Annotated in this window: 11 protein-coding genes; 3 read left to right on the top strand and 8 right to left on the bottom strand. The window is 72.4% G+C overall.

The window, feature by feature from the left end; genetic code table 11:
- Positions 1-27 precede the first annotated feature (27 nt).
- On the top strand, positions 28-1,668 hold the full coding sequence (locus LWF15_RS32220; protein WP_232814765.1) for a hypothetical protein: 1,641 nt from the start codon (positions 28-30) through the stop codon (positions 1,666-1,668).
- 85 nt (positions 1,669-1,753) lie between these two features.
- Here LWF15_RS32220 and LWF15_RS32215 read toward each other — a convergent pair whose 3' ends face one another.
- The 7 genes from LWF15_RS32215 to LWF15_RS32185 all read right to left on the bottom strand — a co-directional run bounded on the left by LWF15_RS32215 (position 1,754) and on the right by LWF15_RS32185 (position 8,721).
- Entirely contained in the window at positions 1,754-2,209 is a 456-nt protein-coding gene (locus LWF15_RS32215; protein ID WP_232814764.1) for an RrF2 family transcriptional regulator, read from the bottom strand.
- 132 nt (positions 2,210-2,341) lie between these two features.
- Complete coding sequence (locus tag LWF15_RS32210) at positions 2,342-3,319, bottom strand: sulfate/molybdate ABC transporter ATP-binding protein (RefSeq protein WP_232814763.1); 978 nt, start codon at positions 3,317-3,319, stop codon at positions 2,342-2,344.
- A complete protein-coding gene (locus LWF15_RS32205) occupies positions 3,316-4,224 on the bottom strand; it encodes a sulfate ABC transporter permease (RefSeq protein WP_232814762.1) in 909 nt (302 codons plus the stop codon). The genes LWF15_RS32210 and LWF15_RS32205 overlap by 4 nt, the downstream gene beginning before the upstream one ends.
- The gene (gene cysT, locus LWF15_RS32200) at positions 4,217-5,071 is read right to left on the bottom strand and encodes a sulfate ABC transporter permease subunit CysT (RefSeq protein WP_269811221.1); all 855 of its coding nucleotides are present in this window, start codon (positions 5,069-5,071) and stop codon (positions 4,217-4,219) included. Before cysT ends, LWF15_RS32205 begins: the two co-directional genes overlap by 8 nt.
- 6 nt (positions 5,072-5,077) lie before the next feature.
- Positions 5,078-6,115, bottom strand: a complete 1,038-nt coding sequence (locus tag LWF15_RS32195; RefSeq protein ID WP_232814760.1) for a sulfate ABC transporter substrate-binding protein — start codon at positions 6,113-6,115, stop codon at positions 5,078-5,080.
- Between the two features lie 345 nt (positions 6,116-6,460).
- On the bottom strand, positions 6,461-7,597 hold the full coding sequence (gene serC, locus LWF15_RS32190) for a phosphoserine transaminase (protein WP_232814759.1): 1,137 nt from the start codon (positions 7,595-7,597) through the stop codon (positions 6,461-6,463).
- A 38-nt stretch (positions 7,598-7,635) separates the two neighbouring features.
- Positions 7,636-8,721: a citrate synthase 2 gene (locus tag LWF15_RS32185; protein WP_232814758.1), complete on the bottom strand. Its 1,086-nt coding sequence runs from the start codon at positions 8,719-8,721 to the stop codon at positions 7,636-7,638.
- 120 nt (positions 8,722-8,841) lie between these two features.
- Here LWF15_RS32185 and pdxH point away from each other — a divergent pair, with 120 nt between their 5' ends.
- The gene (gene pdxH, locus LWF15_RS32180; RefSeq protein WP_232814757.1) at positions 8,842-9,573 is read left to right on the top strand and encodes a pyridoxamine 5'-phosphate oxidase; all 732 of its coding nucleotides are present in this window, start codon (positions 8,842-8,844) and stop codon (positions 9,571-9,573) included.
- A gap of 49 nt (positions 9,574-9,622) precedes the next feature.
- On the opposite strand, the gene LWF15_RS32175 is transcribed toward pdxH, so the two are convergent.
- Entirely contained in the window at positions 9,623-13,150 is a 3,528-nt protein-coding gene (locus LWF15_RS32175) for a hypothetical protein (protein WP_232814756.1), read from the bottom strand.
- A gap of 478 nt (positions 13,151-13,628) precedes the next feature.
- Between LWF15_RS32175 and LWF15_RS32170 the strand changes: the two genes are divergently transcribed.
- Positions 13,629-14,366: a metal-dependent transcriptional regulator gene (locus LWF15_RS32170; RefSeq protein ID WP_232814755.1), complete on the top strand. Its 738-nt coding sequence runs from the start codon at positions 13,629-13,631 to the stop codon at positions 14,364-14,366.
- The last annotated feature ends 84 nt before the right edge of the window (positions 14,367-14,450 follow it).

Genomic DNA, 14,450 nt, shown 5'->3' with positions numbered 1-14,450 from the left:
GCGGTGCGGTGAGCCGGGGGCGGTCGCGTGAACGGTTCGACAGAGCTCACGCGCCTGCGGGCCGCGGCCGGGGCGGCCGAGTCGCTGAGCCGCCACCTGCTGGTCATCGCCGACGGGCTTGAGGTCGCGGCTGAGGGCTTTCCCACCCCGGCGGTGGTGCCGTCCCCGGCCTCGGCAGCCATCAGCCACCTGCTCTCCGTCGAGCCGGGCGAGCTGCGTCAGGTCGGTTCGGCCTGCCGTGAGGCGGCCCACGCCTACCGCCGCCACGCCGAGCTGCTCCATCCGGCCATCTCCGGCCTGCAGCGCGCCCTTTCGGCCCCCGCCGATCTGGCCGACGTGCTGGTCACCGACGCCGTGCGGCAGTCGTCCGAGGCCGCCCGGCTCACCGCGTCCACCCTGGCCGGGCTGGCCGCGCTCGCTCCCGAGAAGCCCGCCCGCTGGCGCCGTTGGCTGGCGGGCGCCGACGAGGTCCGCGCCGAAGTCGTGCTGGGCATCGAAGAAGCCACCGAAGATGCGCTCAGCGCCACCGGGCAACTCCTCGTCCAGCGCTTCCGCCCGCCCGGCCCGCAGGCCGCCCTGCAGAGCGCCGAGAGCCTGAAAGCCGTTGTGCAGCAGCCGGGGGAGGCGCTCAAGGCCATGGCCGACTGGCAGACCTGGCGCTCCAACCCGGCCCGGGCTGCCGGGCACCTGGTGCCGGGGCTGGTCGGTGGCGGGCTCTCGGCCGGGCAGGTCGCGGCCGGCCGGGCCGGTCAGCTCCAGCGTGCAGCCCACGCCGCCCAGATCGCCCGCGCCGAAGAGGCCGGGCGTCGCGCGTCCACCGCCGCCGCAGCCCGCTCCGCCCGCTCCGACCTGATCGACCGCAGCACCGCGGCCGTCCCGCAGCAACGGCCCTCGGCCTGGCGGGGAGAAGACGGCCTGGGCCTCAACGCACAGGCGAGCGCGGCTGTCGACACGTTCTCCGCCCTGGCCGCAGCCGGTGAACCCACCCTCACCGCAGCCATGCGCGAGGTCTCCCGCACCGCTCGGGTCGAGCTGGCCGGCCTCGCCCACCGGCTGAAAGACGGAGAGTCCCTGAAGCGGAAGGTGGCCACCCAGCAGGCCAGCACCGGAGGTTCGCTCCCGGTGCTGCTCGACCGGGCGCAAGACGCGGTGCGCTACACCGTGGTCCTGGCCGACCGCTCCTACGTCTCCGGCGTGGCCCAGGTCGCCGCCCTGCTCGAGAGCCGCGGCTACCACAACCTCACCGTCCACAACGCCTGGCAGTCCAGCCGGTACCGCGGCATCAACACCACCTGGGCCGACCCGTCCACCGGCATCGCCTTCGAGGTCCAGTTCCATACCCCGGCCACCTGGCGCGTCACCCGCGAGACCCACCGCGCCTACGAGGAGTTCCGCCAGGTCGGCACCACCCAGGCCCGCAAAGACGAGCTGTCCGCCCAGATCGGCGCCGCCTACCGCACCGCCCCCGTCCCGGCCGGCGTCAGCCGGCTCAGCGCCCAGGCCCTGCCACCCTCCAGCGTGGTCGAGCGCGTCCCGATCGACTACACCGTCCACGCCGGCCTGGGCGTCGCCGCCGCCCCCTCCGCCACCCAGGCCTCGGAGGAGATCACGGAGCGCGCAGCGGCTCGGGAAACACCCAAGTCAGGAGGCCGCCCGGCCAACGAATAGTTAGCCGAGCCGAGCCGGGTTGAGCCGAGCTGGTTCAGCGGCGTCGGGCGTTTCGGTGCCGGGCTGTTCTGGCCGACCAGCCTGGTCAGCGGGCGAGCCAGGCGTCGGGTGCCTCGGCCATCTCCCGCACCGTCGTGGGCAGCTCGCCCGTGAGCACGTCCTGCAGAGTGGTCTCGTCGAGCACCATCCGCAGCGAGTGCCGCATCGCCACCCACACCGTGGGCAGGTGCTCGGCCACCCCGGTGTACGCGGTCTCGTGCGGGCGCAACCCCCGCACCTCGGCCAGCGGCCCGTCGACCACCCGGATCACCGAGCCGATGGTGATCTGGTCGGCCGGGCGGGCCAGGGCGTAGCCGCCGTCGGCGCCGCGCTGGCTGCGCACCAGCCCGGCCCGGCGCAGCTCGGAAAGGATCGCCTCGACGAACTTGCGGGGCAGATCCTGCTGAGCGATCAGCACGTCCACCTTGACGAGCTCAGGTGATTTCGAGGCGAGCATCAGCAACGCCCGGACGGCGTAGTCGGTCTTGGCGGAGATCTGCACGGCCTTATTCTCCCAATACCGCGGGCCCGGCGCCGCCCGGCCCAGCCCGACACGCCCAGACGGGCGGGCCGGGCGGCGCCGGCCGGACCGGGACGCAGCGGGGCAGACGCAGGACAGGCGTACGACTGGTCTCTAGGGGACGGCGATCGTCCGGGGTGCGCCGCTGGTGCGCAACCAGACCTCGCGGCCCGGCTCCAGCGCGAGCGCCTCGGCCTGCACGCGGGTGAGCTGCACCCACGGTTCGCTCACCGCACCCGACCGGCCCCCGGTGGTGCGCAGCTCGGCCCGCACCTCGAAGCCCACCCGGGTCAGCTTGGTCACCGTGGCCTCGACCGAACCGTCGGCCGCCGAGCCCAGCACCTCGATGTCGTGCGGGCGCACCAGCTGACCGTCGAGCGTGGTCACCGGCCCGAGGAACTTCATCACGAAGTCGTTGGCCGGCTTGTCGTACAGGTCGTCGGGCGATCCGGTCTGCTCGATCTTCCCGCCGTTGATCACCACGATCTCGTCGGAGACCTCCAGGGCCTCCTCCTGGTCGTGGGTCACGAAGATGGTGGTCACGTGCATCTCGTCGTGCAGGTTACGCAGCCAGTCGCGCAGCTCCTTGCGCACCTGGGCGTCCAGGGCACCGAACGGCTCGTCCAGCAGCAGCACCTCGGGCTGCACGGCCAGGGCCCGGGCCAGCGCCATCCGCTGGCGCTGCCCGCCGGACAGCTGCGAGGGCAGCCGGTCGGCGAACTGCTCCAGGTGCACCAGCTCCAGCAGTTCCATCACCCGCTTGCGGATCTCCGCCTTGGGCTTGCGCCGGATCTCCAGGCCGAAGGCCACGTTCCGGTACACCGACAGGTGCTTGAACGCGGCGTAGTGCTGGAACACGAAGCCCACGCTGCGCTTCTGCGGGGGCAGCCAGGTGGCCTGCACGCCCTCGATCTCCACCACGCCGCTGTCGGGGAACTCCAGGCCGGCGATGATCCGCAGCAGCGTGGACTTGCCTCCGCCGGAGGGGCCGAGCAGGGCGGTCAGCCGCCCGGTGGGCACCTCCAGGTCCACGTCGGACAGGGCGACGAAGTCGCCGAAGCGCTTGTTGATCCCGGTAACCGCGATGCTCACTTCTTCTGCTCCTTCGGCCGCAGCAGGGCGATGATGACGATGAAGAGGACCGCCACGCACATCAGCAGGAAGGCCGCGGTGAACGCGTCCTGCTCGGCCTGGGCCCCGAACTCCTGGTAGGCGTCGTTGACGAAGAGCGTGAGGGTCTGCGACTCGCCGGCCACGCTGCCGCTGACCACGCGCACCGCGCCGAACTCACCCAGCGAACGGGCCAGGCTGAGCACCACGCCGTAGGCCAGGGCCCACTTGATGGTCGGCAGGGTGATCCGCACGAACCGCTGGAAGGCGTTGGCGCCCAGCGACTGTGCGGCCTGGTCCTGCTCGGTCCCGGCCTCCTCGAGCACCGGGATCACCTCGCGCACCACCAGCGGCAGGGCGACGATCACGGTGGCCAGGATCAGGGCCGGGGTGGCGAAGATGATCTGGATGCCCAGGTCGTTCAGCGCCGGGCCGAACCAGCCGCCCGAGCCGTAGACGAAGATCAGCGCGATACCCACCACGATCGGCGAGATCGAGACCGGCAGGTCGATGATCGCGTTCAGCAGGCGGCGGCCGGGGAAGCGGTAACGCACCAGCAGGATCGCGATACCGACCCCGAACACGGTGTTGATCGCCACGCTGATCAGCGCCACCAGCACGCCGAGGCGGGCCGCCGACTGCAGGTCGGGATTGCGCAGCGACTCCAGCACCGGATCGAGACCGTTCTCGAAGGTGTGCTCGACCACCGTGCCGACCGGCAGGGCGACCAGGCCGAGCACGTAGACCACCGCGATGGTCCGCAGGATCCAGCGGGTGGCCGGGTTGCCCGGGCGGCTGCGCCGCCGGGGGGAGCGGACCACCACCGGCGGACGGCCGTCGTCGCCGTCCGAGGACGTCTTCAGGGAAACCGAGGCAGTGTCAGTCACGGCGGGCCGCCAGTCTCTGCAGCGAGTCGAGCAGCACCAGCACGATCACGGCGACCACCAGCAGGATGGTGGCGACCGCGGCCGCCCCGGTCGTGTCGTTCTGCTCGATCAGCTTGAGGATGTACGCACTGCTGACCTCGGTCTTGCCGACCAGGTTGGCCGAGATCAGGATGACCGAACCGAACTCACCCAGCGCCCGGGCGAAGGCCAGGGCCGACCCGGCCAGCACGGCCGGGGCGATGGTGGGCAGGATGATCCGGCGGAAGACGGTGAAGCCGGAGGCCCCGAGCGAGGCCGCGGCCTCCTCCACGTCGCGTTCCATCTCGATCAGCACCGGCTGCACCGAGCGCACCACGAACGGCAGCGTCACGAACAGCAGGGCCACGACGATGCCGGTGCGGGTGCCGACCAGGTCGACACCGAACGGGCTCTGCGGGCCGTAGAGCGAGATCAGCACCAGGCCGGCCACGATCGTGGGCAGGGCGAACGGGATGTCGATGACCACCTCGACCAGCCGCTTGCCCGGGAACGAGTCCCGCACCAGCACCCAGGCCACCAGCGTCCCCATCACCGCGTTGACCACGGTGACCAGCAGGGCCGCGCCGACACTGAGCCGGATGGCGTCGAGGGCGTTCGGTGCGGTGATCGAGTCCCAGAACTCACCGAAGCCGCTCTGGAAGGCCACCACCACGATCGAGGCGATCGGCAGCAGCACGATCAGCGAGAGCCACAGCACGCCGACGCCCAGCCCGAGGCCGGACGCCGACGTGAGCCGGCCCGAGGAGACCGGTCGCGGCCGCCGCCGGGGCGGGGCCGGGACCGGGTTTTCCACGGAGGAGGAGGCCATCTCAGGTCAGCCCCGGAGCTTGGTGACGATGCCGTCGTCGCCGAAGAACTTCTTGTCCACCTCGGACCAGCCGCCGAGCTCGTCGATGGTGGTCAGGTCGGCCACGGCCGGGAACGGGGCGGCCGGGTCGTTGGCCCCCTCGACGCCGGTGGCCTCGACCCCGTCGATGACCGGGCGGTAGCCGTGCTTGGCCAGGATGGTCTGACCCTCGGTGCTCTCGATGTACTCGAGGAACTTGGAGGTCGCCTCCGGCGCCTCGGTGGTCACCGCGGCCGGGTTCTGGATCAGCAGGGTGGACTCGGGGACCACGTAGTCGAGTTCCTCGCCGGCGGCGCGCGCCGCGATGGCCTCGTTCTCGTAGGAGATCAGCACGTCGCCGGTGCCCTTGATGAACGCGTCGGTGGCGTTGCGGCCGCTGTCGTTCCAGCTCACCACGTTGCCGATGAAGCTCTTCAGGTAGGTCTCGGCCGCGGCCTCGTCGTTCGAGTCGCCGAGGGCCTGCGAGTAGGCGCCCAGCAGGTTCCACTTCGCCGCACCCGAGGTGCCCGGGTCGGCGGTGACGATCTCGACGCCCGGCTTGGCGATGTCGTCCCAGCCCTTGATGCCCTTGGGGTTGCCCTTGCGGGTCACGATCACCACGACCGAGCTGGAGGCGATGCCCTTGGTCGAGCCGGCGCTCTGCCAGTCCTCGCCGACCTTGCCGGCGTCGACGACCTTGGTCATGTCCGGCTCCAGCGAGAAGGCGACCAGGTCGGCCTTCTGCCCGGCGATCACGGCCCGGGACTGGGCCCCGCTGGCGCCGTAGGAGCTCTTGAAGGTGACGCCCTCGCCGTCCGGCGTCGCGGAGAACTGCTCGCCGAGGTCGTCGTAGGCGGACTTGATCACCGAGAAGCCGACGATGTCGATCTCGTTCTCGGCGCCTCCGCCGCCGCCGGAGCTCGAGCTCGTGCCGTCGTTCGAACCGCAGGCGCTCAGCCCGACCGCGGAGGCTGCCAGCAGGGCGAGCACGGAGACCGTGCGGCCGCGTCCACGCAGAACGTTCATCTCGAGGGGACTCCAAGTCTGTACGGGCCGTCCGTGGGCCCGGGAAGCGGACGAGAAATGGCGGTGCTGGGCAGTACGGGGAGGTGCTGGGGCAGTTCGCCGGGCCGGTCGGGCGACTCGGTGGCGGTAACCATACATTAACTCTATCGCTCTACTAGAGAATAGAGGAAAAACAGGGTTTGTGGAACGAACCTCCGTGACGGTTCGGTGAAGTTCGTCGATGTGCCGTTACCGGACGGCGCCCGAAGTGGTCAGTGCCTTCTCAAAGCCCCCACAAACCAAAGGACGTCCGCGAGCCGTAGGGCTCACGGACGTCCTCAAGCAGTGGTTGGGTTAGGAAGAGGGCTAACCCAGCTGCTCCACCACGTAGTCGATGCAGCTGAGCAGCGCACTTACGTCGTCCGGGGCGACCGCGGGGTAGACCGCGAGGCGGAGCTGGTTGCGGCCCAGCTTGCGGTAGGGCTCGGTGTCGACGATCCCGTTCGCCCGCAGCACCCGGGCCACCGTCGCGGCATCCACCCCGTCGAAGTCGACGGTGCAGACCACCTGGCTGCGAGCGGCCGGGGTAGCCACGAACGGGCTGGTGTAGGGCATCTTCTCGGCCCAGGTGTAGATCCGCTCACTGGAGTCGGCGGTGCGGGCGACCACCCAGTCGAGCCCGCCGTTGGCCAGCATCCAGTCGATCTGCGAGGCCATCAGTGCCACCGTGGCCACGGCCGGGGTGTTGAGCGTCTGGTTCTTACGGGAGTTGGCGATCGCGGTCTCGAGGTCGAGGAAGTCGGGGATGTAGCGGCCGGACGCGGCGATCCGCGCACTGCGCTCCAGGGCGGCCGGCGACAGCACGGCGAACCAGAGGCCACCGTCGGAGGCGAAGCTCTTCTGGGGAGCGAAGTAGTAGGCGTCGGTCTGCGCGATGTCCACCGGGAGGCCGCCCGCGCCGGAGGTGGCGTCGATCAGCATCAGGGAGTCCGCATCGGCGCCGGGAACCCGCAGGACGGGGGCCATGACTCCGGTCGAGGTCTCGTTCTGGGGCCAGGCGTAGACGTCCACCCCCTCCTCGGCGTGCGGCTGCGCCAGGTCTCCGGCCGGTGCCTCGATCACCGTGCCGGCACCCAGGAACGGGGCCTTGGCGGTGATCGAGGCGAACTTGGCCGAGAACTCGCCGAAGGTCACGTGCTGGGCGCGGTGGCGCACCAGGTTGTGGGCCGCGATGTCCCAGAACGCGTTGGACCCGCCGTTGCCGAGCACCACCTCGTAGCCCTCGGGGAGCGAGAACAGTTCGCCCAGCCCGGCCCGGACCCGGCCCACCAGGTCCTTCACCGGGGCCTGGCGGTGCGAGGTGCCGAGCACGGTGCGCTCGATGGAGGCCAGGTAGGCGACCTGCTCGGGGCGGATCTTGCTGGGCCCGGAGCCGAAACGGCCGTCGGCGGGCAGCAGGTTCGCCGGGATGACGATGGACTCGGCGGCGGTCGGCTCACTCACGCGGGCAAGTGTCGCAGGCCCGGCCGCCGCCCCGCCCGTCAATACCCCGTGACGCTCTCGAGGGCCCGTGAGCCCTCCCCGACATAACGGGCGGAGGGGCGCACCAGCCGGCCGGTGGCCTTCTGTTCCAGGATGTGCGCCGACCACCCGGCGGTGCGGGCACAACTGAACAGGGGCGTGAACATCCGGGCCGGTACCTCGGCGAAGTCCAGCATCACGGCCGCCCAGAACTCCACGTTGGTGGCCAGCACCCGATCCGGGCGCCGGGCCTGCAGCTCGGCCAGGGCGGCCTGCTCCAGGGCCCGGGCCACCTCGAACCGGGGTGCCTTGAGCCGCTCGGCGGTCGCCCGCAGCACCTGGGCCCGCGGGTCCTCGGCCCGGTAGACCCGGTGCCCGAAGCCCATCAGTCGCTCACCCCGGTCGAGCAGGTCCTTCACGTAGGCCTCGGCGTCACCGCGCTGCTCCACCCCTTCCAGCATGTGCAGCACCCGCGAGGGCGCGCCCCCGTGCAGCGGGCCGGACATCGCGCCGACCGCACCGGACAGTGCTGCGGCCACGTCGGCCCCGGTCGAGGCGATCACCCGGGCGGTGAAGGTGGACGCGTTCATCCCGTGCTCGGCGGCCGAGACCCAGTAGGCGTCGACCGCCTCCACGTGCTTCGGGTCCGGCTCGCCCCGCCACTGGATCATGAAACGCTCGGTGCTGGTCCGGCCCCGGTCCACCAGCTCCGGCGGCACCACCGGCAGATCCTGCCCACGCGCCGACTGGGCCACGAACGAGAGACCGGTCGCCGAGACCCGGGCCAGGTCGGCGCGGGCCTGGGTGACGTCGATGTCGAGCAACGGCCGCAGCCCCCATTGCGCAGCCAGCTGGGCCAGAGCGCTCTGCAGGTCGACCCGGACGTCGCCGGTGCGCACCGGCAGTGGGAACGGTTCGGCCGGCGGCAGCCCGGGGGCGAAGGCGTTGTCCACCAGCAGACCCCAGACCTGGCCGAAGTCGACCCGCCCGGCCAGGTCGACCAGATCGACGCCGCGGTAGCGCAGCGCCCCGCCGTCCCGGTCGGGTTCGGCGATGACGGTCTCGAAAGCGACCACGCCCTCGAGCCCCGGAACGAATTCGCCCATCACGGAATCCTTTTCTGCTGGGAGACAACCTGACAACCAGTGCAGCGCAGCCTGATCGGCGGGGGTAGGGCGTCCGGCATGTCCAACGCCACATTCCTTGCCCCAGTGCAGACTGGGCCCATGAGCATCGAGCCCGTCGACCCGGCGTTCAGCACCCAGCGGCTGTCCTACCAAGTGCCCGGTCTGGCCGAGACCGCGCTGGCCGACACCCCGCTGGCCCAGTTCCGGCACTGGTACGACGACGCGCTGGCGCACCCGGAGGTGAGCGAGCCGAACGCGATGGCGCTGGCCACGGTCGACCCGCACGGAGCCCCGACGGTGCGCACGGTGCTGCTCAAGCACGCCGAGCGCCTGGGGTTCGTGTTCTTCACCAACTACGGCTCCCGCAAGGGCCTCGAACTGACCGCGAACCCGCTCGCCGCGCTCGACCTGGTCTGGATGCCGCTGCACCGGCAGGTCACGGTGCGTGGGGTGGTGGAACGGGTGGACGAACGGGCCACCGCCGAGTACTTCCGCTCCCGGCCGTGGGGCTCACGCATCGGGGCCTGGGCCAGCCACCAGTCGCGGGTGGCCGCCTCCCGGGCCGACTTCGTCGACCGTTGGCGGGATTTCAGCGAACAGTGGCCGGACACCGGTCAGGCCGAGGACGTGCCGGTGCCGCCGAACTGGGGCGGTTTCCTGGTGCGACCGGTGGAGGTCGAGTTCTGGCAGGGCCAGCCGTCGCGGATGCACGACCGGCTGGTCTTCCTGCCGGCCGCCGCCGATCCGCAGGACGTGCGGATCACCGCCGACGCCGGCCTGCCTCTGCTCGACGATGCTTCGGGCTGGCAGATCGTGCGCCGGGAGCCCTGAAGAACCCCATTGAGGACGATGGTGAGCGGCCCGGGTGGGCCACTCACCATCACCCGGGTTCGCAGTAGCGGTTCCAGGCCGCCTCGGCCTCGTCGTCCCGGCCGGCGCCGCCGAGCACCGCGGCCAGCCGGGCGCCCAGCCCATGGGTCTGTTCCTGCTCGGCGGCGGCGGCCGCACCCTCGGCCGCCTCCCGCAGGTCGGCCACCGCTCCCTCGAGATCGCCCAGTTCGGCGCGCAACTGTCCGCGCAGTCCCTGCAGGTCGCGGGCCGACCAGGCGTCGTCGAGCTCGTGGTACTCCTGCACCAGCGGGTCGGCTACCGCCATCGCCTCCTCGAAACGCCCGGCCAGAGCCAGCAGCCGGGCCCGCTGCTCGGCCACCGCCACCCGGTGCCAGCGCAGCTGGTGCTCGCCCGCGGCCCGCTCCGCGGGCTGCAGCCGGCGCCCGGCCAGGGCCCGGGCCCAGGCGTCGAGCGTCTCGTCGGCCTCGTCGAGCGCGTCCAGGGCCGCCCCGTCACCGGAGGCGGCCCGCACCGCGGTGACCCGTTCCCGGCGGCAGGTCGCGGCCCGGGCCCAGTCGCCCCCGGCCTCGGACAGCTCGGCCGCCCGGAGCAGGTCGGCCGCCACCCGCCCGGGCCGGCCGGCCAGCCGGGCCGCCAGTTGCCAGGCCTCGGCCTGGCCGATCGGATTGCCGTTGCGGGCGTGCCACTGGGCGCTGCGGATGGCCAGGCGCCGGGCCGGGCCGACCGGCGTTCCGGCCGTCGAGTTCGCCTCGGCCGCAGCGAACGCCGCGGCCCCGGCCAGGTGCATCCGGGACGCCACCTCGGCCGGGATCTGCCCCGGCACCGGCTCCACGTCGTCCGGTGCGGCCCCCGGCGTCTTCAGCGGCGCCGTCTCCAGTCCTTCGGCCCGCAGCACCTCGGCCACGTCGGCCAGCGCCGCCTCGGCCGCGGCGGCCGCGGCGAACGGCCGGTCGAGCGCCAGCAGCACCCGGGACAGGTCGACCCGGCACTGCCCGGCCAGGGCCGGGGGCGCGTACTTGTCCAGCAGGGGCACGGCCCGGGCCAGGTCGGCGGCGGCCAGGGAGGTCTCTCCGGTGCGGTGCCGCAGCATGGCCGAAGCGGCCAGCAGGGTACCCAGAACCGGCCCCTCGCCCGCCCTTTCGGCATCCCCGACAGCGGTGTTCCAGACCGACAGGGCCGCACCGGGATCGGTCTCGGCCAGCAGCGTGGCCAGGTCGGCCCCGGCCTGCGCACGCTCCAGCGGCCGCACTCCCACCGGCAGCGTGGCGACCGCCTGCATCAGCGTGCTCACCGCGTTGTGCCGTGGTTCGTCGCGGGCCCGCAGGCGCAGCATCCGGGTGAGGGCGCGCAGGTGCCGGTGCTCCAGCCGTTCCGGTGGCACCGAACGCAGCTGGGCCACCGACGTCTCCAGCGGGTCGAAGTTCACCAGGTCGAGGGTCTGCGCCAGTTCGCGCACCTCTTCCGGTGACATCTGCGCCCGGATCCGCTCGATCGCGTCCAGCCGGCGCCGGGGCTGCTGGGTGTCCTCACCGCTGGAGAAGGGCCGCTGGCCGGGGGAGTTCGAGGGGGTCACCGGGATCGGGGTGGTCATGAACGGGCCGATCAGCGACGTCGGCATGGAGGCCGGGCCGAACGGCTCGGCCACCGCCGGGTCGTGGATCGGCTGGACCTCGGTGTCCTCTTCCTCCTCGGCGTCGGGCTCAGCTTCGGGTTCTTCCGGATCGGGGGAGACCGGGAGCAGGGCGGTGGCCTCGACCGGGACCGAGCCGTGCACCGGCACCAGCTGGGAGATCTGCTCGGGCACGGGCACCCCGGCCATCGCCGCGATCTCCCGGGCCAGCACCAGCCGGGACAGCGCCTCGCCGAGGTCGGGGCCCGGGCTCAGCCCGGCCACCTCCGCGGTCAGCTCCTCGATCCGGTCCATCGCCGGGCCCGGGTCGATCAGCCGATTCCCGGCCGCGGCGAGCACACAGGCCTGCTCGTGCAGCAGCGCCTCGAGGTGCAGTCCGGCCCGCTGGAGCCGCTCGGTGGCCTCCTGAGCGGCGGTCATCAGTGGCCGGTCAGGGGCGAGATCCGCCGGGTGCGAGGCGATTTCCTCGAGAGTGAGCCAGCCGTCCAGCCGGGCCGCGGCCCGCTCGGCGTCGGTCTGGCCCCGCGTCTGGGCGGTGGGCCGGGTCGCCCGCCAGGCGGTCAGCACCGCCTGCATCGCCTCGATCGCGTCGATCCGCAGCGCGTCCTCGAACTCCTTGGCCAGCACGGTGATGTCGGCCGGCACCCCGTCGCCCTGGGCCCGGCGGCCACCGCGCACCGGCGGGGCCCACTCCGGGAGCCCGGCCCGGTCGAACGCATCCAGCGGCATGTCCGGCAGCGGGCCGGAACCCAGGGTCTCGCGCAGCCCGTCGCCGATCGCCGAGGTCTCGTTGCGCCCGTCGAAAAGCGTTGCCAGCCGGTTGCTCACCGCCAGCACGCGCTCGCCGAGGGCACCGACCGTGAGGTCTTCGGTGTGGGCCAGGGCCGGGGGCAGCGTGCTCGCCCGGGCGGCTGGCAGCACCACCTCGTTGGCCCGCCCGGCCTCGCTCAGCCCCCAGACCAGCCGGGCGATCGCCGAGGCGGTGCCCAGCTGCTCCAGCGGTTCGGGGGTGACCGCCAGCGCGGGCAGCCACTCCCGCAGCAGGTCCAGCCCGTGCCGCAACCGCCCGGCCCGGGCGCAGGCCAGGATCTGGTCGGCGGCCCCCATGCCGCGCAGGGCACTTGCGGCCAGCACGTCGCCGCCCGCGTCGCCGGCGATCCCGGCGGTGGCGGCCGCCGTGGCCAGCCGGGCCCGGATCAGCCTCACCGCCCGAACGTGCTCGGAAGCCGCCGCGCCGACCGCCCCGGTACGCAGCAGTGCGGGCAGCACCGCACCGATCACTCCGGCCGGCTGCGCCTCGCACTCGGTCATCGGCGCCCGCAGCACCGGCGCGGCGTGCTCGATCGCCCGCTGGTAGGCGCCCACCGCCACCAGGTGCCGCACCTGTTCGGCCTGCTCGCACTCGGCGCAGCCGACCCCGGCGGGAGCGGGCCCGGCGGCCAGCCAGGCCTCGAGCAGGTCGCCGGCAGCCAGCGAACCCTGCACGTGCTGGGTGAACAGGAACCGGGCGCGCAGCACCGGCCCCGGATGCTCCCCGGCCTCGGCGTAGCGCTGCTCGGCGCCGGTGACGATGTGGTTGATCAGGGAGCGCGAGACGTCGGGGTAGGGCAGCAGCCCGGCCGCTGCCTCGGCCAGGTTGGCCAGCACCCGGCGCCGCAGGTCCTCGCCCATCCAGCCAGGGGCCTCGTCGTAGCGGGCGGTCAGCCAGCCCAGCAGTTCCGGCACCCGCCAGTGCCGCCCGCCGATCAGACAGGCCGTCAGCAGGGTGCTGCGGATCTCGGTGCCCAGCCGGCCGACCTCGTGGGCCCCGCCCGCGCGGGTCACCGAGGGCAGCAGACCGTCCAGGGCACGGATCTGCCCCGGGCCCGCCGGAAGGGTCGCGGCAGCGGCCAGTGCCGTGTGAATCTCCTCGGACGCCGTGCTCACCCGACCGATCATGCCTTCTCCCACCCCTTCCTGTCGGCCGACCGGGTGATCGAAGGGGTGCTGTACGCCGAAGGTGAAAATCCGTTGCACTCCTCCGGGGCGTCTACGTACCTTCGAGGCACACGGGAAGGGAGGTGGTCCGAACAGTGATTTCACATCGGACGCGTGAGGTGGCGGCCGCCTAGCCGCTGCAGTTCCGGACGGACTGCTCTCGATACCCGAGAGTGATTCCACGGCCGTCAGCGGCCGGCGAAATCCCAGGCAGTCACCGCAGCCCGCAGGGGTCCGTATCGTCCAGCGGACACCGCCGGAGAATCCGGCGAGCCTGCGGGCTGTTGCCTGCCCGGGCACAGGTCGAACACAGGCCGGACACCGAAACCGCCCCGGAGCGTTCCGGTCGGCGTACGTTCGGTGAAGGGCAGGCCGTCGAACCCCCGGTGGATGGTGCCGGGTTGCCCGGTGGCGGACAATGGGCCCCGTGAGCGACCTCATCGACACCACCGAGATGTATCTGAGAACGATCTTCGAGCTCGAGGAAGAGGGCGTCGTCCCGCTGCGGGCCCGGATCGCAGAGCGCCTCGGCCACTCCGGGCCGACCGTGTCCCAGACCGTGGCCCGGATGGAACGTGACGGTCTTCTGCACGTCACCGGTGACCGGCACCTCGAGCTGACCGAGATCGGCCGGGCCAAGGCCACCCGGGTGATGCGCAAGCACCGCCTCGCCGAGCGGCTGCTGCTCGACGTGATCGGCCTGGAGTGGGAACTCGTCCACGACGAGGCCTGCCGCTGGGAACACGTGATGAGCGACCACGTCGAGCAGAAGCTGCTCAAGATGCTGGCCGGTCCGCTGGAGAGCCCCTACGGCAACCCGATCCCGGGCCTGGAGGAACTCGGTGGCCCGCAGGCTGCCCCGGGTGCCTTCCGGGAAGGGGTGGTGAGCCTGCCCGACGCGGTCGCGGCCGACTCCGCCGCCCCGCAGAGCAGCGAGCTGATGATCCGTCGTCTCGGCGAGCGCCTGCAGATCGACACCGAGCTGATGAAGCAGCTGCAGGGGGCCGGCATGGTCCCCGGCTGCCGGGTCCAGGCCCAGCGCACCCCCACCGGCTACCTGGTCAACGTGGTGAAGGTGCCCGAGATGCGCTCGGCGCCCGGGTCCGACGTCGGCGTGGCGCTGCTGGCCGACGTGGCCCGTCATGTCTTCGTCGAGGCGGTCTGACCGGGTCCTGCGCACAGCTCACACCACCTCCGCGAGCCCTCGTCCGCCCGGACGAGGGCTCGTCGGCGTTCCGGGCCGGGCCGC

It is taken from the genome of Kineosporia rhizophila (genome assembly GCF_021277265.1).
GTDB classification, from domain to species: domain Bacteria; phylum Actinomycetota; class Actinomycetes; order Actinomycetales; family Kineosporiaceae; genus Kineosporia; species Kineosporia rhizophila.
The sequence above is the reverse complement of the archived record's forward strand: the minus strand, read 5'-3'. Positions and strand labels throughout refer to the sequence as shown.

What these genes read in the sequence shown, in the direction of transcription:
- cysT (WP_269811221.1), bottom strand. Translation starts at nt 5,071, where the DNA reads ATGGCCTCCTCCTCCGTGGAAAACCCGGTCCCGGCCCCGCCCCGGCGG.
- LWF15_RS32195 (WP_232814760.1), bottom strand. Translation starts at nt 6,115, where the DNA reads ATGAACGTTCTGCGTGGACGCGGCCGCACGGTCTCCGTGCTCGCCCTG.
- LWF15_RS32185 (WP_232814758.1), bottom strand. Translation starts at nt 8,721, where the DNA reads ATGGGCGAATTCGTTCCGGGGCTCGAGGGCGTGGTCGCTTTCGAGACC.
- pdxH (WP_232814757.1), top strand. Translation starts at nt 8,842, where the DNA reads ATGAGCATCGAGCCCGTCGACCCGGCGTTCAGCACCCAGCGGCTGTCC.